17 protein-coding genes and 1 tRNA gene are annotated in these 19252 nt (G+C 53.2%); 6 read left to right on the top strand and 12 right to left on the bottom strand.

Features of this window, described 5'->3' with window-relative positions; genetic code table 11:
- Nucleotides 1-57: 57 nt before the first annotated feature.
- From ABCO64_RS09510 to argH, 12 genes are all read right to left on the bottom strand, one after another.
- A complete protein-coding gene (locus ABCO64_RS09510) occupies nucleotides 58-4302 on the bottom strand; it encodes a PAS domain S-box protein (protein WP_292616137.1) in 4245 nt (1414 codons plus the stop codon).
- 283 nt (nucleotides 4303-4585) lie between these two features.
- A tRNA-Thr gene (locus tag ABCO64_RS09505) sits at nucleotides 4586-4659 on the bottom strand.
- Nucleotides 4660-4818: 159 nt separating this feature from the next.
- Nucleotides 4819-6576 (bottom strand): DUF2070 family protein, encoded by a 1758-nt coding sequence (locus tag ABCO64_RS09500; RefSeq protein ID WP_253460699.1) that lies wholly within the window; start codon nucleotides 6574-6576, stop codon nucleotides 4819-4821.
- Between the two features lie 3 nt (nucleotides 6577-6579).
- Nucleotides 6580-7233 (bottom strand): diphthine--ammonia ligase, encoded by a 654-nt coding sequence (locus ABCO64_RS09495; protein ID WP_292616581.1) that lies wholly within the window; start codon nucleotides 7231-7233, stop codon nucleotides 6580-6582.
- Between the two features lie 7 nt (nucleotides 7234-7240).
- Nucleotides 7241-8110: a carbohydrate kinase family protein gene (locus tag ABCO64_RS09490; RefSeq protein WP_253460705.1), complete on the bottom strand. Its 870-nt coding sequence runs from the start codon at nucleotides 8108-8110 to the stop codon at nucleotides 7241-7243.
- Complete coding sequence (locus tag ABCO64_RS09485) at nucleotides 8107-8445, bottom strand: DUF555 domain-containing protein (protein WP_253460708.1); 339 nt, start codon at nucleotides 8443-8445, stop codon at nucleotides 8107-8109. Before ABCO64_RS09485 ends, ABCO64_RS09490 begins: the two co-directional genes overlap by 4 nt.
- Before the next feature lie 14 nt (nucleotides 8446-8459).
- Complete coding sequence (locus ABCO64_RS09480) at nucleotides 8460-8987, bottom strand: nitroreductase family protein (RefSeq protein ID WP_253460711.1); 528 nt, start codon at nucleotides 8985-8987, stop codon at nucleotides 8460-8462.
- Nucleotides 8974-9330, bottom strand: coding sequence for a hypothetical protein (locus ABCO64_RS09475; protein WP_253460714.1), 357 nt, complete (start codon nucleotides 9328-9330; stop codon nucleotides 8974-8976). Before ABCO64_RS09475 ends, ABCO64_RS09480 begins: the two co-directional genes overlap by 14 nt.
- Nucleotides 9331-9378: 48 nt before the next feature.
- Nucleotides 9379-9660, bottom strand: a complete 282-nt coding sequence (locus tag ABCO64_RS09470; protein WP_253460717.1) for a DUF5350 domain-containing protein — start codon at nucleotides 9658-9660, stop codon at nucleotides 9379-9381.
- 48 nt (nucleotides 9661-9708) lie between these two features.
- A complete protein-coding gene (gene gatE / locus ABCO64_RS09465; protein WP_253460720.1) occupies nucleotides 9709-11538 on the bottom strand; it encodes a Glu-tRNA(Gln) amidotransferase subunit GatE in 1830 nt (609 codons plus the stop codon).
- On the bottom strand, nucleotides 11528-12754 hold the full coding sequence (gene gatD, locus ABCO64_RS09460) for a Glu-tRNA(Gln) amidotransferase subunit GatD (protein ID WP_253460723.1): 1227 nt from the start codon (nucleotides 12752-12754) through the stop codon (nucleotides 11528-11530). Before gatD ends, gatE begins: the two co-directional genes overlap by 11 nt.
- Entirely contained in the window at nucleotides 12751-14232 is a 1482-nt protein-coding gene (argH, locus tag ABCO64_RS09455; protein ID WP_253460727.1) for an argininosuccinate lyase, read from the bottom strand. The genes gatD and argH overlap by 4 nt, the downstream gene beginning before the upstream one ends.
- A gap of 205 nt (nucleotides 14233-14437) precedes the next feature.
- Here argH and ABCO64_RS09450 point away from each other — a divergent pair, with 205 nt between their 5' ends.
- The 6 genes from ABCO64_RS09450 (at nucleotide 14438) to ABCO64_RS09425 (ending at nucleotide 19202) form a co-directional block, all read left to right on the top strand.
- Entirely contained in the window at nucleotides 14438-15658 is a 1221-nt protein-coding gene (locus ABCO64_RS09450) for an ABC transporter substrate-binding protein (RefSeq protein ID WP_253460730.1), read from the top strand.
- Entirely contained in the window at nucleotides 15655-16416 is a 762-nt protein-coding gene (locus ABCO64_RS09445; RefSeq protein ID WP_253460733.1) for an ABC transporter permease, read from the top strand. The genes ABCO64_RS09450 and ABCO64_RS09445 overlap by 4 nt, the downstream gene beginning before the upstream one ends.
- Complete coding sequence (locus ABCO64_RS09440) at nucleotides 16413-17171, top strand: ABC transporter ATP-binding protein (RefSeq protein WP_253460736.1); 759 nt, start codon at nucleotides 16413-16415, stop codon at nucleotides 17169-17171. The genes ABCO64_RS09445 and ABCO64_RS09440 overlap by 4 nt, the downstream gene beginning before the upstream one ends.
- A gap of 61 nt (nucleotides 17172-17232) precedes the next feature.
- A complete protein-coding gene (locus tag ABCO64_RS09435; protein WP_253460739.1) occupies nucleotides 17233-17733 on the top strand; it encodes a 50S ribosomal protein L16 in 501 nt (166 codons plus the stop codon).
- Between the two features lie 78 nt (nucleotides 17734-17811).
- Nucleotides 17812-18651 (top strand): fumarate hydratase, encoded by an 840-nt coding sequence (locus tag ABCO64_RS09430; protein WP_253460742.1) that lies wholly within the window; start codon nucleotides 17812-17814, stop codon nucleotides 18649-18651.
- The gene (locus ABCO64_RS09425) at nucleotides 18648-19202 is read left to right on the top strand and encodes a FumA C-terminus/TtdB family hydratase beta subunit (protein WP_253460745.1); all 555 of its coding nucleotides are present in this window, start codon (nucleotides 18648-18650) and stop codon (nucleotides 19200-19202) included. Before ABCO64_RS09430 ends, ABCO64_RS09425 begins: the two co-directional genes overlap by 4 nt.
- Nucleotides 19203-19252 lie beyond the last annotated feature (50 nt).

The following is a 19252-nucleotide window of genomic DNA, read 5'->3' as shown; positions in this document are numbered from 1 at the left end:
ACTTTCTATGGATCAAAGAATAATCCATTGTCATTGTTTGTTATATAACAATCTCTCTCATCTTTGTGCATCATTTCCAATCGAAAATGCCCCTGAACGGACACGAATCTCAAATCGTGCCCCTTTCCCAAACACCCCGGTCTCCCGGATGACTATCCCGGTGATCCCAAGGATTTCCTGTGTCAGGAAGAGACCCAGTCCGGTATGCTTCCCATACCCGCTCTGAAAGATGAGTTCCTTCTGTTCCGGGGGTACTCCCGGGCCGTCATCCTCCCAGGTGATCAGCAGATCCCCATCCATTTTGCGACACTGTACCTGGACAGCGCCTGCACCTGCAGCATGCCGGAGCGTATTATCATAGAGGTTTGCAAAGACGAGCTCCACCATCGGATCTGCATAGATACTCACTGACTGGCAATCCAGGGTTATCGGGATGGTGGAATCATCAAGAGAGGAGACCAGTTCGCCGATGGAAAGCCATGCCGGATCATGGGCTCCAAGCTGCTCATACTGCCGGGTAAATTCTATCTGGCGCTCAATGAATGCTGTTGCCTGCTGGATCTGGTGGAGATGGCCGGTAGTCTCCTCATCAACTCTGCTGCTGTCTATGAGGGTGAGGTAGCCTTTGATCGTCATGATCTTATTGAGGATGTCGTGCCGTGTGATACTTGAGAGGAGGTTGAGTCTCTTGTTTGCCTCCCGGAGAGCATCATCAATGGCTTTCCGCTCTGTAATGTCAATGCCGATACCGATGATCATGCCTGCATCGGCTGCTGTCCGGACATATCGCCCATACCATTCGATGAGACGGCGCTGTCCTGTTCTGCTGATGATATGATTCTGGTTCACTGTTGCCTTGCCGGAACTGAGAAGCTCCTGAAAGACCGCACTCAGCATCATATGTTCTTCCGCAGGCACCACCGTCTCAATATAGCTCTTCCCGGTCAGGTCTGCCCAGTCTGCCTCAAGCGCCTCGGCAAGAGCGGGATTCACCTTCAATATCGTCCCGTCGTCTGCTATTGCGACGATATATGCAGGAGAAGTGTCCAGAAGGAGCCTGGTAAACGCCTGTTCCTTCCTCAGTGCTTCTGTTGCTTTTTTCCGTTCAGTACTATCCAGAATAATTCCATCCAGTAAGACTGTACCATCGTCTTCCATGATGGCACGTCCGTTTTCATAGATCCATCGGATGCTTCCATCCCTGTGGGTAAGACGACATTCAATCTCCCACGGCTTCCCCTCATGAATTGCCGCCTGCACCATTCGATCAACATAGTCCCTGTCATCCGGATGAATGATGCTCTTGAAGGTCCTGGCAGCATTGTTGATGAAGTCGCCTGCGGGATATCCGGTGATATCTTCGATATCGGTATTCAGATAGAGCATTGTCCAGTCTGTATCAGGGAGACAGCGGTAGACGACACCGGGAATATTGGCAACAAGTGATCGAAACCGGTCCCTGCTCTTCCGGAGTTCCTCCTGCAGCTGCTTCTGTTCAGTTGTATCGATGATGATGCCGCGTAATCCGGTAATGGTATCCCCTGAATAAACGGGTGATGAGTAAATCGCAACAGGTATGACCATACCGTCTTTTCTCAGGCCGCGATACTCATTTGGGATGGTATCCGGCAGCAGCCCTTCAAGCTGCCGTGAGAAGTTCTCCTTAGCCCTCAACAGGTCATCTGGATGGATGGTGGAAAAGACATTCAGACCTTTTTCAAACTCGCTCTGTGAATACCCATACATCTCAAATGCCTTCTGGTTGGCATAGGTCAGGTTTCCTCTCAGATCGGTCTCATAGACCACCTGTGGAAGCATGTCTGCAAGCTCCCTGAACCGGCTTTCGCTCTCAAGAAGAGCCTTTTCAGCGGCCTTGCGGCTGGAGATGTCACGGATAATACCAACAGCATGCCACCCGTCCTCGAGTTGTATTGCGGATATGGAGAGTTCAATTGCTATTACGGATCCATCCTTGCAGCATGCCTCGAGTTCGAGGGTTTTCCCAACAACCCTGCCCTCACCACTTCTCTGGAACCTCACAAATCCCTCTGTATATGCAGTATGGTAGCGGTCTGGTGCGAGCAGCAGGTGCAGATCTGATCCCAAAACCTCATCCTGTGTGTATCCGAAGATCCCCTCTGCTGCCTTGTTCCAGAATGAGACCTTTCCGGATGGATCCATCATCAGCACAGCATCCTGTGCAGTCTCCGCGATGGCACGGACACGGGCCTCCTCTGCACGCAACGCAGCTTCAGCTGCTTTCAGTTCGGTTATGTCCCGGATGCTCTCAATTGCTCCGGAGACCTCGCCGCGCTCGTTGTAGAGGGGTGAAGCGGTGAACCAGAGGGAGGCACCCGCTCCATCACGGAGATGCGGGATATGAATCTCTGATATGAGCTTGTCACCATCTGAACTGACATAGGGATACCGTTGCCGGAGCGCCGGATCATCCCTGAGCACAAGATCGATCAGTAAAGGCCTGCGTTCCCTGTAGATCGGAATGGCATACTCATAGTTGCCTTTTCCAAGCATCTCCCTGGCAGGAACTCCGGTCATCACTTCCATTGCCCTGTTCCAGGTAATCACTCTCCCTTCTGCATCAATTGCAAACGTGGCATCGGGGAGGAAGTTCAGGATATCTGATTCACGCTTCTGGAAGCGTTTCACCTGCTCTTCTGCCTTCCTTTGATCGGTGATATCCACTCCATGTGCAATTACCGAACGGAGCCTCTCCCCGGTGCTATCCATGATGGCTGCAGAATTCCAGATGACTCTCCTGCGGGTGCCGTTTCTCTGTTGTATCTGTATTTCGGCATTATTGAGCTGTTTTCCGGCAACTGTTCCGGATATGAGTTTCATTGATGATTCCATCATCGTTTCCGGGAAGATGGTGCCAGGGCTCTCTTCGATCAGCTCCTCAGCTCGCATGCCGGTCAGTTCGAGAACGGCATGATTGATACGGGTGATCCTGCAGTCCGGGTTCCAGATGATAATGGGGGCATTTGCATGGGTAATGAGATTATTCAGGTACTCATTTGCCTCCTGCAGGGCATCTTTTGCTTCTATGACCTCGTCAACCTGGGATCGCAGCTCCTCTTCAGCTGCTGCCAGCTCCTCGTTCTTTCTCAGGATCTCTTCTTCCCTCTCTTTCCGTTCAGTGATGATTTCTGTATAGACGATGAGGCCGCCTATTGAGCCATCCGGCTCAAACCAGGGGCGGCACTCCCACCGGGTCCATTCGATTCTCCCGTCTTCACGCGGATAGGGGTCATCGTCTGCACTGAATACCCCCTCTCCAGCAAGTACCCTCCGGTGAATCTCCTTCCACTTCTCCGGGAGATCCAAAAAAACGTCATAATGGTGCCTGCCGATGATATCTGCCTCGCTCACCCCGTAGGTATCCAGGTATCGCTGACTCACAAAGATATACGTCAGGTTACGATCATGGACGGCAACGGCAGCATTGTTATGCTCGATGATATAGCGGAGCAGATCATGGGAGTGGGCCAGCTTCAGTTCAGCTTCCCTGGTCTCCGTGATATCCCTGCCAACAGACTGGTATTCACTCAGGCACCCGTTCTCATCAAAGATTGCCGTTGTATTCCATCGCTGCCAGTGTACTGATCCATCAGGCATGAGGATCCGCTGGTCAAGAGATCCGGATGGATCATCCGGGGTGAGGGAGTTCAGGTGCATATGTACAGTCTCCCTGTCTTCAGGATGAATCGATGGACGGAACTTCGTCCCGGCCACACGCTCGCAGTCAATCTGAAAATACCGGCAGTATGACTCATTTGCAAAGAGTATTGTTCCATCAGGCAGGAATCGGCAGATAAACTCAGTCTGATCAGTTACAACACTCCGGTACCGCTCCTCGCTTCTTCGCAGTGCAATCTCGCTTCGTCGCCTCGCAACTGCATACCCCACCTTATTTGAGAGTTCAGCAAACTGGGACTTTGGATCCCCACCCTTCTGGAGATAGAAATCAGCGCCGCTGTTTAATGCCTCTATCACAACGTCTTCCCTGCCTTTGCCGGTGAAGATGATGAATGGTGTATCGTCCCCTGTCTGCCGAATGTGCTGAAGAAATGCTATCCCATCCATTCCGGGCATCTGGTAATCGGAGATGATCGCATCAACGGGCTTGTTTTTAAGAATTGCAATCGCCTCCTGTGCACTCTCTGCTGTCAGAACAATGGCATCACCATCCCGCTCGAGGAACATCTTTCCAATCTCAAGGAGCGCTGGTTCGTCATCAACATACAGCATCCGGATACAATCCGGCGGGGAGGGAGCAGGCATAAAAATAATGTGCAGATTGTCTGGTAATTAAGCCTTCGGTAAGGGGCGGAGAAAGATGATTTTCAGGAACCAATTCGTAATTCATAGCAATTCTGGCAGCCTCAACGAGAGATGCAAGGAAAAGAATTAATACTATGGAAAATCACATACAGTGATCGGCGAGGAGTACCCCCCTCTGGGCAAATTTGATCTCCTCGTCGTCCTCTTGTAGAATTGGAAGATGGAGGATCATTTTTCGTTCTCCCCATCCCTTCAAATGTGAACCGTTCTTCTGGCTCGGATAAGCCCCAGCCGTGATTTGAACACGGGACCTGCTGATTACAAGTCAGCCGCTATGCCGGGCTAAGCCACTGGGGCAGGATTATGCATCCGTGATTGCACATTTGCAATACGCAGAATGCCTTTAACTGTATGCCTGCAACCTTAAAAAGGTCTTCGGAACGGATTGCTCCGGGTGCAGGAGGGGGGTGCAGGAGCCGGGAATCTGTCCAGGGTGCCTTCCATACAAACGTGAGCCTATGCACGTATTCCGGCGATCACCGAGAAAGTCAAAACCGAGAGGATGAACGCCAGGGTGAGCATACCGACACTTAATGGGGGAATAAAGATCAGCATGGCATTGACCGTGCTTGCAAACTGTGCTATACGGTGCGATCCAAAGATGATCACGCCTTCGCACCAGGTTGTTGATGATCCAGCCTCTGCGGGTGCACAATCTGCAAGCGCCTCCGAGACAGCAGATCTGACATGCGGGATGATCTCGCCTGCCGGAATCACATGCCCGACAGGGTTCTTCCCGCTCACCAGGTTGACCACATGGGTATCTGTTGTCATAATCTCTGACTCATCGACAAGATCAGCAATCGCGAGGCGTATCTCCTCCCTGACACCTTTCTGGATATTGTTGCCATCAAAGAGCACATAGGCAGCAGTCACCCCATCCACGCGGGTAACAAGCACCTGGATGCCAAGATCCCCAAACCCTTCAGAACGTGTGAAGGGAAGACGATGGTGGGACACCCCGACTGCAAGCGGGAACAGCGGGGCAGAGGCTGCCTCTTCGAGGGCGGCAAGTGCTGCACGGTGATACTCGGTTCCAAGCGAGGTTGCATGCATAACCGGGGAGGTGACATCCGTCATGCAGTTGTGTGCGTCAATAAAGAGCACATCAGAGAACCACCTGTGGCCTTCGGCCATGATCAGGGCGCCGATTGTATAATCAATATCTTCTGTCCGCTCAGGTGATCTCGTCGATACCATCATCACCGAATCAGCAAACCGCTGTGTCAGGATTTCAACACTCCGGTACCGTGTCCTGACCGGCCGTGACGCCCCTTCACTGAATGTAAGATCTGCAAATGAACCCTGTAACGCATGAATAATCTTCTCAGCTTCAGATTCTGCGACAAGATTGAAGTCATGGGTGGCACACCCGTGGGCGACCAGCACCTCGCCATCCAGGTTGTCATGGAGAACCTTTGGAAGGTTTGCGCTCCCTATCTCACCCATCGGCCCCGGATGGACATTTGGAACCGTCAGCACCACCGGTTCGCGGTCTTTGCGGGAAAAACCAACACTCACCTGAGGCACTGTCACATCTTCGCCGATCTCCCGGAAGAAATCCTCAAGCGCCTTTGACCCATCAGTCATGTGGGCGATGAAGGCATTGAGGAAACTGAGTCCTGATAAGCCAAACGACCGCTTCAAAGGGCGATCAATGAGCCAGATAAAGATCGCACTCCCGGCTCCGAACGTGCATAAGAGTCCTGCTGCCCAGAACACAAACTCCGGGCCAAAATAGTAGTAGCCTGCCAGAACCCCTCCAAGACTCTGGAGAGCAGCAGGCAGCACCATCCTTCGGAGACGGTAATCCGAGACCGCAACCAGCACAGGCATCCGGATGGAGAGGATGATCCCAAGGCCTGTTGCATAGGTGATCGGCAGGAAAAAACCCGAATCAGCGCCAATTGCTGCACAGGCCGTTACAATAACTCCAAAGACACCTGAAGTAACTGCAAGAAGTGCGGATCTGTTCCAGCTGAGCTCCTTTCCGGTGAGCCGGATCAGCGGGCCCGTACAGGCAAATGCAACAAGTGCAGGCAGCGTGAAGGCAACTGTTCCAAAGAACCATATCGGCTCCTTAGCCTGAAGCAGTGCGATATCAATGAGAAGGCCGAGAATGACAATATAGGAGAGGGAACGCGGCCATGAGGGGGCTGTGAAGATATATCTTGACAGCCGCTCGATCCTCACATCACCCCCTCTCTCAGGCATCTCTTACACCAGCCCTTTCAGTATCAGCTCGCTTCTGCCAGGATATATCCTTGTCTCCTCCCCACTCCACCGGATTGGTGAATGGTAGAAGGGGGCGTTGACTGCCAGTGTTTCATATTCACCCCCTTCTCCTGCGATATGAATCCTGTTTTTGCCTGAGATTGTCCTGAGCGTATTCAGCATAGTTTCATCAATTGATGATCCAAGCATATCGGGGGAGAGCCCGTCTGCTGCACAGACCACAAGGATGGCATCCAGGCGGGTGATCACCTGTTCCATGATCCATTCCGGGTCCTGCTGCCAGAGCGGGCAGAAGAGTGCGAGGTTTTGGGCCTCTGCAATCGCACCGACCCGCTCAAACTGGTACCGTGATTCTATCGCACCGGCGATGAGACCCGTTATCGGCAGTTCTGCAAGCCCATCCCGGAGATCAAGAAGTTCCTCCTCCTTCTCTCCACCTGATCTGATCTCAATATATTTCATATTGCCCCGATCAGCAATCAGCCTGACCGCATCGAGGTTTGATGAGTGGAACATATAGGAATCGGGATTATCCGGCCTGACTGTCACGATGTACTCAACATCAAGTCCTGCATCCAGTGCCAGCTGAATGGAGAGGACAGAATCCTTTCCACCTGATGTCAATGCCGCATACACCGGCTCATCACCCGAAGTACTGCCTGTACCGTTCCTGAACCTGCTCCCATGTCGGGAGGTTCGTCTGGCATCCTGCTTTTTCAATGACAAACGATGAACAGACCGTGCCGATTCTGCAGCAGTCCTCAAGTGTCTGCTCCTTCTGGTAAGCAGTCAGAAAACCGGCCCGGTAGGCATCGCCTGCGCCAGTCGGGTCGACCAGCGTCACAGGCACTGATGGAATCACGGTGAGCTGACCGTCCTCAAAGAGCCTGCTTCCGTCACCACCCTGCGTAAAGATCGCAATCGGGACACGGGCGGCAAGCTCTTCCTCGGTATGGTTCAGGACACGCCCCATAATCTCCGCCTCAAACCGGTTTGTGAAGAGGATATCGATTGTATCAAGCAGCTGTTCAAACTGTTCTGCATCGTATTTATGGATATCCTGGCCAGGATCAAATGTGGCAAATCCGGCACGTTCGGCAACCTTCACATTATATGATGGATCGGCTGTTGCCATGTGAACAAAATCAAAAGACGGGGGATCTTCTTTTGTGAAGGCAACTGATGCTCCCCATTCAAAGAAGGTGATCTGGTCTTCCGCATCATCGGTGAACATGCAGGCAAGCGGCGTGTGGGCATCCTTCTCAATATAGAAATACCTGCCCACGTGGTTTTCATGCAGCCACGCGTCATACCCCGACCCCTCAAAATCACCGCCAACTGCCGATACAAGCGTTGACTGGCCGCCAAGGCAGGCGATACCGACTGCAATGTTTGCTGCCCCCCCTCCATAGAATATCTGGTGATCGATGATCTGGGTGGAGGTATTTGGGCTGGGAAGGCGCGGGACACGGAATATATGATCAGTTGCGGTATGGCCGACCACGTGGATCATATCTCAATCACCTCAACAACCTGAAGCGGGATTTCCCGAAGGGCTTTGCCAACTGTTGACTTTGCGATCCGCTCCGCATGCTGGGGTGACTCAGCCTTAAAGACCTTCATATCAAGCGTCAGTCCGACCAGTGCGGTGTGTGCCACCATAAGTGCGTTATTCAGCTCTTCCTCACAGCTTGGACAGGATGTCGCACCGATCTCCACCTCGACAAATTTTGCCGTCGGGTTCAGTCTTTTTCCCGCTTCACTGATTGCAATGCCTATTGCATCATCCACGGTTTTTACATCCTTTACAATCCACGCTGATTCAAGTGTTACATGATAATCTGCCATGATACCAATCTCTGTTACCAATAATCCTCGTGCAGGTGTTCGTGCGCGGGCATTCGTTCAGGTGAGGATGCATGCTCTGCAGCCTCCCCGATTGCAAGGATTGCAACCGGCCTGACATGGGTGGGTATCCCAAGAAGCTCCCGTACCTCATCCTCCTCAAATGCCCCAACCCAGCAGGTGGCACGCCGGAGGGCGTGAGCAGCAAGCATCATATACGTTCCGGCAATTGTTGCATCCTGTACGGCATAGAGTATACCGCGTTCTCCATACCGTGACATGGATCTGACATAATTTGCACAGACAACACATACTGCCCCTGCCTCCCTGATAAACTCCTGTCCATATGCAGCATCAGCGAGCGCCTCGAGGAGATCGTCCTGCCTGCATACGATCACGTCCCATGCCTCGCGGTTTCCGGCAGAGGGAGCAGTCGATGCAGCGGTGAAGAGGTACCGGATCTCATCAGGAGAAAGCTGATCTCCGGTATAGCTCCTCACCGAACTGCGGGATTTCAGAAATCCCAGGAATTCAGAAGATTCCATGGCTTGAGAGCACTTCCCATGCACGCTGAGCAGCAGTTGTTGCAGCAGATACACCCTCGCCGGCACGCTCCGTTGCAAGCCCGAACTGGTCGCTCTCGGTGAGGCTGATTACTTCAGAGAGGGCATTGCCTGCCTTTGTAAACTCCATCAGTCCGGTCGTCTGTGCAGCGATCTGTGCGTCTGCACGCACCTCTTCGATGACTGCAATCAGCATTCTGCGTGCTCCTGGCCGCTCACCCTTTTCATAACCCGGCAGGCTCATCAGCATCTTTGAAACCGAGATGATTTCGGCTTTCAGACGCTCGGCGTACTGCCATGTTATAACAGCTGTCTTGACATCCATATGGATATAGAAGTTTCAGAAGAATATAAAAAGGTAGGTAATCTTCTATTACCGCCTGGATTTTTCTTTTGCGCCCATCGCTGTCTTCTTCGATCGGCGGATATGTCGGCGGATACGGGGATCTGCAAGCTGTGGTCCTCTGCGTCCACGTCCGCGTCCCTGCTGCATAGAATTTGCAAGCTTCTGCTCAAGCTTTTTGACCATGGTATGTCGTTTATACCGCTGGTTTGGTCCGGGCTTCTTTGCCTCTCCACTCTTCTGTGGAACCAGTCTGATCTGACCCTGGTTCCCCTTAATCTGGTGCCAGTTTATACTGCCTGTTTTTCCCATAAGAAACTCCTTATAACTACTGTCTGGCGTTTTATTAAAGATATCTTTTCAGAGGATCTTCTGGATGGATCGTTTCAGCACATCTGAAACAACCTGGCCATCGATCCTCCCCCTGACTTCCTTCATGACGATCCCCATCACCGGGCCAAGTGCTGCCATGCCGCGTTCACGGATGAAGTCTGATCGCTCATCAACAATCCGATCAACCAGGGATTCGAGGTCTGCAACAGAGAATGCCGGTCCAACCGATTCTATGGCACCATCCAGGTCCAAACCGCCTGCAAGGGCACGTAAGATATCTGGGACAGCCTCTTTTGCCACTCCTCCCTCATTCACACGAGTAAGAAGCAGAATACACTGATCATCATCGATATCACTGCAGTCCACTCCATCACGGGAGAGCTCCCGCATCGTTGAGAGCAGCGTCCGTGCTGCAAGCGATGGCTTAATCCCGGCAAGAACGGCCTTCTCAAAGGTGATCAGGCGGTCTGAATAAGCGATTCTGCGTGCAAGATCCTCGTCGATTCCATACTCGCGTCTGAAGCGGGCTGCACGATCACTCAGCAGCTCCGGAAGTACGATCCCATCAACCATCTCCCTGGATAGTGCAATCGGGAGGACATCGGTCTCCGGGTACATCCGCGCAGCACCGGGAAGCGGCCGCATATAGGCGGAACTCCCTTCAGGGAGCATCTTCCGGGTCTCCTCAGGTACTCCCTCAAACGCCATCCGGCCACGTGACAACACCTGGAGGATTGCACAGGATGCCTCAGCAGCAGTGCCTGCCACGAGAACCACACAGTCATCGCTGCCTGCTCCGCAGGCCTCTTTCAGTGCCGCGACGTCTTCATCGGTGATCCCATATGCAGGCAGCTCATCGGTATGGAAGATCCCCCCGACACCGCATTTCTTTGCATAATCCGACATCTCGCTTCCAAGACGCCGTCCGGGCTGAATCTCACGCCCGACAATCCCGGCAAAACCCTTCAGGTTTACAGCCATGATAGAGCGGGCCTTCTTCAGGACTTTTGACTTCGTCTCTCTAAAGAGATCAGTTACATCGATTCCATCATCTGGCAGGGAAGCGCCCCGGCTGCTGAGTTCGTCACGGATAGCAAGAAGGCTCACCTGCCGCTGCACCTCACGGGAGACGACCTCTGGAATCAGGTCGAGATCCTGCACACCCTTGATCTCGATCCGCGCCCCCTCGGCAATGGAGATGTTCACATCCTGGCGGATCGTCCCAAGACCCCGCTTCACCCGGCCGGTTGACCGAAGCACCATCCCGATATATGCTGCAACCTCCCGCACCTCTTCGGGAGTATGCATGCAGGGAGCGGTAGTGATCTCGAGGAGGGGTATTCCCATGCGGTCAAGCGAGAATGTGTTGCCTGCAACCCGCTGGGCAGCCTCCTCCTCAAGGCAGATCGATTCGATCCGGCAGTCATTGCCTGCAACCCCGTTCATTGCAATGAGTGCGGTACGCTGGAACCCGGGGGTGTTGGATCCGTCGATGACCATCTTGCGCATGGTATGCACCTGGTCGATAACGGTCATCGAGAGTAGTTTTGCGATTGTGAGGCCGATATCAAGCGCCTCAGGATTCATCGGGGTCGGCGGCTCGTCGTCGTTTTCGATTAAGCAGGTTGTGTCGTACGTATAATAGGTGAAGAGGCGTGTCTGTTTCATCTCTTCTGCTGCCGCCCTGTCTATCACCCCCATCTCGGAGACTGTCGGCCTGAGGTAGCGGTGTATCTCAGCGGTTCTCTCCTCGATATTCCGGAGTCTCGTCGGGCACCTGCAGAAGAGCTTCTCCCTGGTATCGAGCTGCTGGTGTATCTCTATTCCGGCAGTCAGTCCAAGCGCCTCATAATCCATAGAGCGACCTCCTCTGGATCTCACCTTTCAGATTCTCCTGCATCAGTCTCGAAATCTCCTGCGGCTCATCGGTCTGGCCAAGCACCCACATCAGCTTCACCAGTGCCGTCTCGGGAAGCATATCGTCTCCTTCGATCACACCAGCCTGCAGCAGATCCCGTCCCGTGTTATAGACCCGGCTGCAGACACGGCCATGCAGGCACTGCGAGGTCATCACAATGGTGGTGCCATCTGCTTTCAACTGGCGAATCCCATCCAGCATCGAAGAGCCGATATGCCCAAGCCCTGTACCTGCGATGACCAGGCCGCGGCAGCTGCTGTGTGCATCAAGGATTGCCGGATCCATTCCGGGATAGTAGGGGATCAGGGCACAGCGCTCTTCGAGTGTATCGTGGAGTGCGAGATCGGTTGCATCACGTCTCACTGCCACGTCTCTTCTCTTTACCTGGAGATCGGGGTAGGTTACCGTTGCAACAGGCTCAGTTCCGATACTTTTGAATGCATCCCGCCTGGAGGTATGCATCTTCCGGACCCTCGTTGCCCGGTGGACAGCACAATAGTCATCATCAGATGTGGCATGCATGCAGACGAGGACTTCACCGAGATCCGCATCTGCTGCAGCAACACTGCAGAGTGTATTCATCGCATTATCGCTGCTCGGCCGGTCAGCGGATCGCTGGGATCCGACAAAGATGACGGGTACAGGCGTATCCAGCATAAAACTCAGCGCAGATGCCGAATATGCCATCGTATCGGTTCCATGGGTGACGACGATGCCCCGGACTCCTGCCTCGATCTCCTCATAGACCGCACGGGCGAGATCGATCCACATCGCGGGCCTCATATTTTCAGAGAGGATCGAAAATGGCTGGCGTGTCCTGTACTGCCCGATTGCTCCAAGCTCAGGTATTGCCCTGACGATATCATCAGCAGTTGATCTGCTTGTCACAGCACCTGTGCGGTAGTCGACACGGGAGGCGATTGTTCCCCCTGTTGAGATGATGGAGAAGACCGGGAGCCGGGTGTCCTGGACAACCGGGGGTTCAGCAACAGCCAGTTCCTCGCCGTCTCCCTGGAATGCTACCTGGTGTGGGTGAATACCGATGTTATATCCGGATTTCAGCTTCACAACCGCCATTCCATCACGTTCGGTGATATAGATCCCATCCACGGCAATGCCGGAGATGGTGCACGATACCTGGTCTCCTGTCTTCATTCTGCTGCAAGCCTCCCAATCATTGAAACCAGCTCTTCCTCTGCATTCTGTATTGTTTTCTTCCGGTCTGAAATCCACCCGGTGTCCCGGGCAAGCTGATCCTGCCTGGCAGCCAGGGCAGATCTGATCATCTCAACTGCCGGGCCGCCCGGATTCTGCTTTGATGCAACCACAAAGGCCGGATCGAGTGCCCGGGCAATCCGCTCTTCTGTCAGTCCCCTCTCAACCAGTGAGACCCCGCCGATCTCCCGGCCTGCAGCTTCAATCGAATCAGCTGTCAATGACCCTGACCTGACGGCACGGCCGACAATATTGTGCGCAGTCCTGAAGGGAAGTTCAAATTCCCGTACAAGGGTATCTGCAAGCTCTGTTGCAGTTGAGAACCCTTTACCGCTCTCTTCTGCCATCCTCTCAGGGTTAAAGCGGGCAGTTGCAATCATTCCCGAAAGGATACCTGTGCTTGCGTGCGCAGCTGAGATCCCGGCCCAGAGATGTGGTGTCAGGGTCTGGAGATCACGGTTGTAGCTCATCGGCAGGCCTTTGAGACAGACAAGTGCTGCCTGGAATGCCCCTGCCACCGTTCCCGAATGTCCCCGCATAATCTCCGCACAGTCGGGATTCTTCTTCTGGGGCATGATGGAGCTTGTTGAGCAGTATGCATCATCCAGTTCAACAAATCCAAAGAAGGCACTGCTCCAGAGGATCAGCTCCTCGCAGAGCCTGCTTGCGTTTGTCATCAGGATGGAGAGTGTGGCCAGGGTCTCAAGCGCAAAATCCCTGCCCGAGACGGCATCCATGGAATTGCCAAGTATCTCATCAAAGCCGAGGAGCCTGCAGACCATCTCACGATCAATTGCAAAACCGGTTGAGGCAAATGCAGCTGAGCCGAGCGGACACCTGTTCACCCGTGCATATGCATCAGTTAACCGCTCACAATCACGGGAGAACGCCTCCTCATAGGCAAGAAGGTGGTGGCCAAGGGTTGTCGGCTGGGCATGCTGGAGATGCGTGAAGCCGGGCATCACAGTCTGGCTATGCTCACTGGCAGTTGTGATCAGCACATTGCGGAGCTCTGCAAGCTCAGCAATGATCCCCAGGATATCCTCCCTGACCCGCATCCTCAGGCAGGTTGCAACCTCGTCATTTCTGGATCGCGCCAGGTGCAGGCGGCCTCCCGCATCCATACCGGCTTCTGCGATGAGCTGTCCCTCAATGCCTGCATGGATATCTTCAAACCGGCAATCAAAAGCCTCAGCCGGGATGCCCTCCCTGTACATCCCGAGGAGTGCACCGGCAAGGCTTTCTACATGCTCTTTTTGGATCAGTGACTGCTTGCGGAGCATGGCAAGGTGAGCCATATCCACGAGGATGTCTGCTGTTGCTATCCTCGAATCTGCCTCCATTGAGGAGAGATAGTGGGAAATCAGATCGCTCCTGCTTCCCGCAAGTCTTCCTTCCCGTATCTGGTCGTGTCTCATCCTCTTCCTCTGCAGATTGTTTTGATCTGACAACAGATTATCCCTTCGTACATCATACTGCCTGGCAGGCTCAGCAATGCTTCGGACGAAGCAACCGGTATCAGCTCTCTTTTTGTATCCATTATAATGACAATCTTCTCTCAAAAGGTTAATGCAAAGCGTTTCAATAAGATATGTTAAATAGGCCACTTTACTATTCCTACATATGAACATAAAGGTGCTTATGTCTCTTGTTGCGCTTCTCGCTGCAGCCCTCCTTGTGGCCGGCTGTGTTGAGGATGTGCCTGTAGCTCCCCCTGATGGTGTACAGGGTGAAGTAGGAATTATGTATACAGCAGTCGGGCAGATGCCGACACTCCTCGCAACCGGTCAGATTGACGGGTTTATGGTCTGGCAGCCTCTGGTTTCGATGGCTACCGTGTCTGAAATAGGAACTGTTGTAACCTATTCAAAGGATCTTCCTCCGGAAAGTACCTGGACGGATCACACCTGCTGTGCTCTCTCTGCACGAGAGGATTTTATTGCAGCCAATCCTGATCTGACAAATGCAATTGCCGCTCTTTTCATTCTCGCCGGTGAGTATGTCCAGGAAAATCCAGAACGTTCAGCAGAAATATCAGCAAACTGGCTCTATGGTGGTGCTGATATGACGTTTGGAGATGTGACAATCAGCTCCTACGATGTTTCGAAAGACTCGATCCCGACTATCAGGTTCACAACAGAAAACTCGCCTGAGTGGCTTGAGAGCAACCACAGGTTCATCGGAGCGCTCCGTGAAATCGGATACCTTACAGGCGAACTTGAAACGGCTTCACCAGACAAAGTCGATACGAAGCTCTTTGACTTTGGACCCTATGAAGCAGGGCTTGCGATGGTTGAGGCCGGGGAGATAAAAACTCCTCCAAAACTGACCAGGCCGGTATCACTTGGCTATCTCCCCTCTGATCATGATGCCCCTCTCTTTGTTGCGGTCAAGGAATGGGAATACTTTAACGACAACTATGGCATCGCGCTGAAACCACGGGCAGATGTGCCAGGAAAGGTGGAAGTTGCGGACTTAATTGTCAATGATGTTGTGGTTGCAGAAGTCCGGCTGGTCCTTGGTGAAGGTGGTGCTCCCCTGATGACCCTTATGGCTGCCAATGCAATCCAGTTTGCCTATGCCGGCACCCCGCCAGCAATCAGTGCCATTGACAAGGGAACTCCTATTAAGATCCTCTTCCCAACACAGACAGAAGGATCAGGATTTGTTGTTGATTCAGCAGCACCGGTAACAGACTGGTCCTCATTCATAACATGGGTGGAGTCAAGGACTGCAGAAGGCAGGCCGGTGAAGATTGCATCACCGGCACGTGGCTCTATCCAGGATGTGCAGATCAAATATGCACTCCAGGATAGCGGTGTGGTGGTGAAAGAAGTCAGATGAAATGGTATCTGAAAATTATACCCCTCCTTTTTATTCTCATTCTCTGGGAGCTTGCAGCGATCCTTCTGAATAACCCGTTTATCCTTCCGCATCCTTCGTCAGTCGCCTCGGTTCTCCTTGCACCAACTGCTGATATCCTTGGAAGCGGCAGTATTATCGATAATGCCCTCCTCTCCATATGGCGGGTGCTGCTTGGATTTGGGCTGGCTGCTGCCTGCGCTGTTCCATTAGGGATCATCATTGGTAATTACCGGACCCTGGAAGAACTGGTAAACCCCATCATCCAGCTCTTCCGCCCGATCCCACCCCTTGCATGGGTTCCTCTTGCGCTTGCCTGGTTCAAGATAGGCCTTGTCTCAATAGTCTTTATCATCTTCATCGGGTCGTTCTTCCCGATCCTGATCAACTCAATTGACGGTGTCAGGCGGGTAAACCGGACCTGGATAGAGACTGCCAGGATCTACGGGGCAGAAGGCTGGAAGATGCTTGCCTACGTGATCCTTCCGGCAGCTGCTCCTGTCATCTGGACCGGCCTCCGGGTCGGGTTTGGTGTTGCGTGGATGTGTGTTGTCGCAGCCGAGATGCTTCCCGGCACGACCTCAGGGATCGGGTACCTGATCATGTACTCCTATAACTGGGGTCAGGTGCAGGTGATCATCGCCGGTATGATTGTGATTGGTATCATCGGCATCGGTGTTGATATCCTCTTCAGGGAGATCGAGAAACGGAAATTTATGTGGCAGGAGATGAACCGATGACCGTGACAATCAGAAATGTCGGCAAAATCTTCGAAACCCGTCAGAAGGAGCCATTAACTGCACTTGACGGTATCTCACTTGATGTTGCGAAGGGTGAATTCCTCTGTATCCTTGGATCGTCTGGCTGTGGGAAGACCACCCTCCTCCGGATGATCGCAGGTCTTGATGAGCCCACATCAGGTGAGATCATTGTTGAAGGAACTCCTGTCACCGGCCCCGATCCCAGGCTTGCCATGATCTTCCAGGAGTACTCACTCTACCCCTGGAGAACGGTCAGGGCAAATGTCGGGTTCGGTCTTCAGATGCGCGGAACCCCCATCGCAGAACGCGAAGAGATTGTGGATCGGTTCATCAGGCTTGTCGGGCTTGAAGGGTTTGGTGACAGCTATCCATACGAACTCTCAGGCGGGATGCGCCAGCGTGTTGCGGTCGCGCGGGCACTGGCAACTGATCCGGCGGTCCTCCTGATGGATGAACCATTTGGAGCCCTTGATGCGCAGACGAGAAACCGTATGCAGAAGGAACTCCTTCAGATCTGGGAAAAGACCAAAAAGACCGTTATTTTTGTGACGCATAGTGTGGATGAGGCGGTCTACATGGCAGACCGGATCCTGGTACTTTCACCACGGCCCGGGAGGATCGCCGGAACCTATGATGTCACCATGGAACGGCCACGCAACAGGACAGGTGTGGAATTTGCAGAACTCCGCCGGGATGTCCTTGCGCTGATGGATCAGTTTGAGGAGCGTCAATAACTTTTATACCTTCTACAATCCACTTTATTAAGCACATTCTGATAGCGAGGAGTCATTTATCATGGTACGAAAACCCGCAAAGATGTACAGAGCCATCTCAAAGAAGGCATATACGCGCAGAAAATATATGGGAGGAGTTCCCGGCCTGAAAATTGTCCAGTTCGATATGGGCAACCTGAGAGAGGAGTTCCCGGTGGCCATTCACCTTGAGGTGAAAGAGGCCTGCCAGATCCGGCACACCGCACTTGAAGCGGCCCGTGTCAACATGAACCGCCGCCTGATGAAGGAAGTCGGAAGAAGTAACTTCCATCTGAAACTCCGTGTCTATCCCCACCATGTTCTCAGGGAGAACAAACAGGCAACCGGTGCGGGAGCAGATCGTGTCTCGGAAGGGATGCGCCTCGCTTTTGGAAAGGCAGTCGGAACAGCTGCACGGGTGCAGGAGAAACAGCGTGTCTTTACCATATGGACATCCCCCCAGTTTGTCGAGAGAGCCAAATATGCTCTCCTCCACGGCGGCCACAAACTCCCAACCCCGGTGAGTGTGGTTATAGAAAACTAACCTCAATAACTCGTTCACCAATCTTTTTCCCTTTTTGTCCTGACGGGTTTTATCATCTTTGTCAAACAAAATAGCGGTATGCATACCCTGGATGAACAGGCGCTTCGAAAAGCCGTAACTGATGCAACCCTTGCCTGTATTCATGATGCCGAGGTCTTCCTGCCTCAGGATGTGAAAAGCGCACTGAAGGCAGCCATGGAGCGGGAAACTGATCCTGTGGCTCGGGGAGAACTTGCAAATATCCGGGCAAATATCCGCGAGGCAGAGCGGCTGGATATTCCTCTCTGCCAGGATACCGGGATAGCTGCTGTGTACCTGACGGTTCCTCCACAGCTGCATGTATCAGCTCTCCTCTTGCGCGACGCAGTTCTTGACGGCATCAGGCGGGCAACCGGTTCTGTTCCACTCAGGCCAAACGCCGTTGATCCCATCACGCGTGAAAACAGCGGCGATAATACAGGTGTTGGCATACCGGTGGTCCATAGTAGTGAGGGGGAAGACCTGACAGTGACGGTACTCCCAAAGGGTGCCGGATCAGAAAATGTCTCGCGGATAGGCATGCTCCTCCCCTCACAGGCGGGGAGCATCCCGGAATTCATTGTCGAGACTGTTCTTCTTGCCGGGGGGCGCCCCTGCCCGCCTGTTGTTGTGGGTGTTGGGATCGGGGGAACATTCGATCTCGCGGCAGCCATGGCAAAAGAGGCTCTTCTCCTGCCAATCGATACAATGGATGCCTATGAACAGGAGATCTGTGATGCCATCAACAGCCTGGGCATAGGGCCTATGGGTCTTGGGGGGGATACAACAGCGCTGGCTGTGAAAGTCATGAAGGCTCACTGCCATACCGCATCCCTTCCGGTTGCGGTGAACATCCAGTGCTGGGCCTGCCGGCGTGCGACACGGAAGGTGGTGGTATGAAGCTTAAGACCCCGCTTGGTGAGGAGATCCTCTCTCTTGCTGCTGGAGATCAGGTTTTTTTATCCGGAATCATCTATACCGCCCGGGATGAGGCGCATCTCCGGATGATGAAAGACGGCATCCCGTTTGATCCGGCAGGAGCTGCAATCTATCATGCTGGCCCGGTGATACAGGATAACCAGATCCTGGCAGCAGGCCCGACAACATCTGCCCGGATGAATTCCCTCACCGGCTTTCTCCTTGACAGCGGTGTCCGCTGCCTGATCGGAAAGGGAGGGATGGATGAGTCTGTTGCCCTGTCGCTGAAGAACCGGGCTGTCTACCTTGCCTTCACCGGCGGATGTGCGGCACTGGCAGCATCCCATATGGAACTCAAAGGTGTCTTCTATCCTGATCTCGGGATGGCAGAGTCGATCTGGATCATCGACGTTACCGATCTCCCGCTTGTGGTTGGGATCGATGCCCATGGAGGCGATATCTTCGCTGATACCAACCTCAGGGCACGTAAACGGTTTGAAGTATGGAGGTCAGGAAGAGATGGCACAACGTGATCCGAAAAGCAAGTGCTTATTGATTAAAATCACCAATATATACCAGAGGG

This window comes from Methanocalculus natronophilus (genome assembly GCF_038751955.1).
Classification (GTDB): domain Archaea; phylum Halobacteriota; class Methanomicrobia; order Methanomicrobiales; family Methanocorpusculaceae; genus Methanocalculus; species Methanocalculus natronophilus.
Note: the sequence above shows the minus strand (reverse complement) of the source record. Positions and strands in the feature narration are given on the sequence as shown.

Bases quoted from the DNA above. Each gene is read 5' to 3' on its own strand.
- argH (WP_253460727.1), bottom strand. From the start codon at position 14,232: ATGAGACACGACCAGATACGGGAAGGAAGACTTGCGGGAAGCAGGAGC.
- ABCO64_RS09425 (WP_253460745.1), top strand. From the start codon at position 18,648: ATGAAGCTTAAGACCCCGCTTGGTGAGGAGATCCTCTCTCTTGCTGCT.
- ABCO64_RS09485 (WP_253460708.1), bottom strand. From the start codon at position 8,445: ATGGCAGATTATCATGTAACACTTGAATCAGCGTGGATTGTAAAGGAT.
- ABCO64_RS09430 (WP_253460742.1), top strand. From the start codon at position 17,812: ATGCATACCCTGGATGAACAGGCGCTTCGAAAAGCCGTAACTGATGCA.
- ABCO64_RS09450 (WP_253460730.1), top strand. From the start codon at position 14,438: ATGAACATAAAGGTGCTTATGTCTCTTGTTGCGCTTCTCGCTGCAGCC.
- ABCO64_RS09510 (WP_292616137.1), bottom strand. From the start codon at position 4,302: ATGCCTGCTCCCTCCCCGCCGGATTGTATCCGGATGCTGTATGTTGAT.
- gatD (WP_253460723.1), bottom strand. From the start codon at position 12,754: ATGAAGACAGGAGACCAGGTATCGTGCACCATCTCCGGCATTGCCGTG.
- ABCO64_RS09470 (WP_253460717.1), bottom strand. From the start codon at position 9,660: ATGGGAAAAACAGGCAGTATAAACTGGCACCAGATTAAGGGGAACCAG.
- ABCO64_RS09475 (WP_253460714.1), bottom strand. From the start codon at position 9,330: ATGGATGTCAAGACAGCTGTTATAACATGGCAGTACGCCGAGCGTCTG.
- ABCO64_RS09435 (WP_253460739.1), top strand. From the start codon at position 17,233: ATGGTACGAAAACCCGCAAAGATGTACAGAGCCATCTCAAAGAAGGCA.
- ABCO64_RS09445 (WP_253460733.1), top strand. From the start codon at position 15,655: ATGAAATGGTATCTGAAAATTATACCCCTCCTTTTTATTCTCATTCTC.
- ABCO64_RS09440 (WP_253460736.1), top strand. From the start codon at position 16,413: ATGACCGTGACAATCAGAAATGTCGGCAAAATCTTCGAAACCCGTCAG.
- ABCO64_RS09480 (WP_253460711.1), bottom strand. From the start codon at position 8,987: ATGGAATCTTCTGAATTCCTGGGATTTCTGAAATCCCGCAGTTCGGTG.
- gatE (WP_253460720.1), bottom strand. From the start codon at position 11,538: ATGGATTATGAGGCGCTTGGACTGACTGCCGGAATAGAGATACACCAG.
- ABCO64_RS09490 (WP_253460705.1), bottom strand. From the start codon at position 8,110: ATGATCCACGTGGTCGGCCATACCGCAACTGATCATATATTCCGTGTC.
- ABCO64_RS09500 (WP_253460699.1), bottom strand. From the start codon at position 6,576: ATGCCTGAGAGAGGGGGTGATGTGAGGATCGAGCGGCTGTCAAGATAT.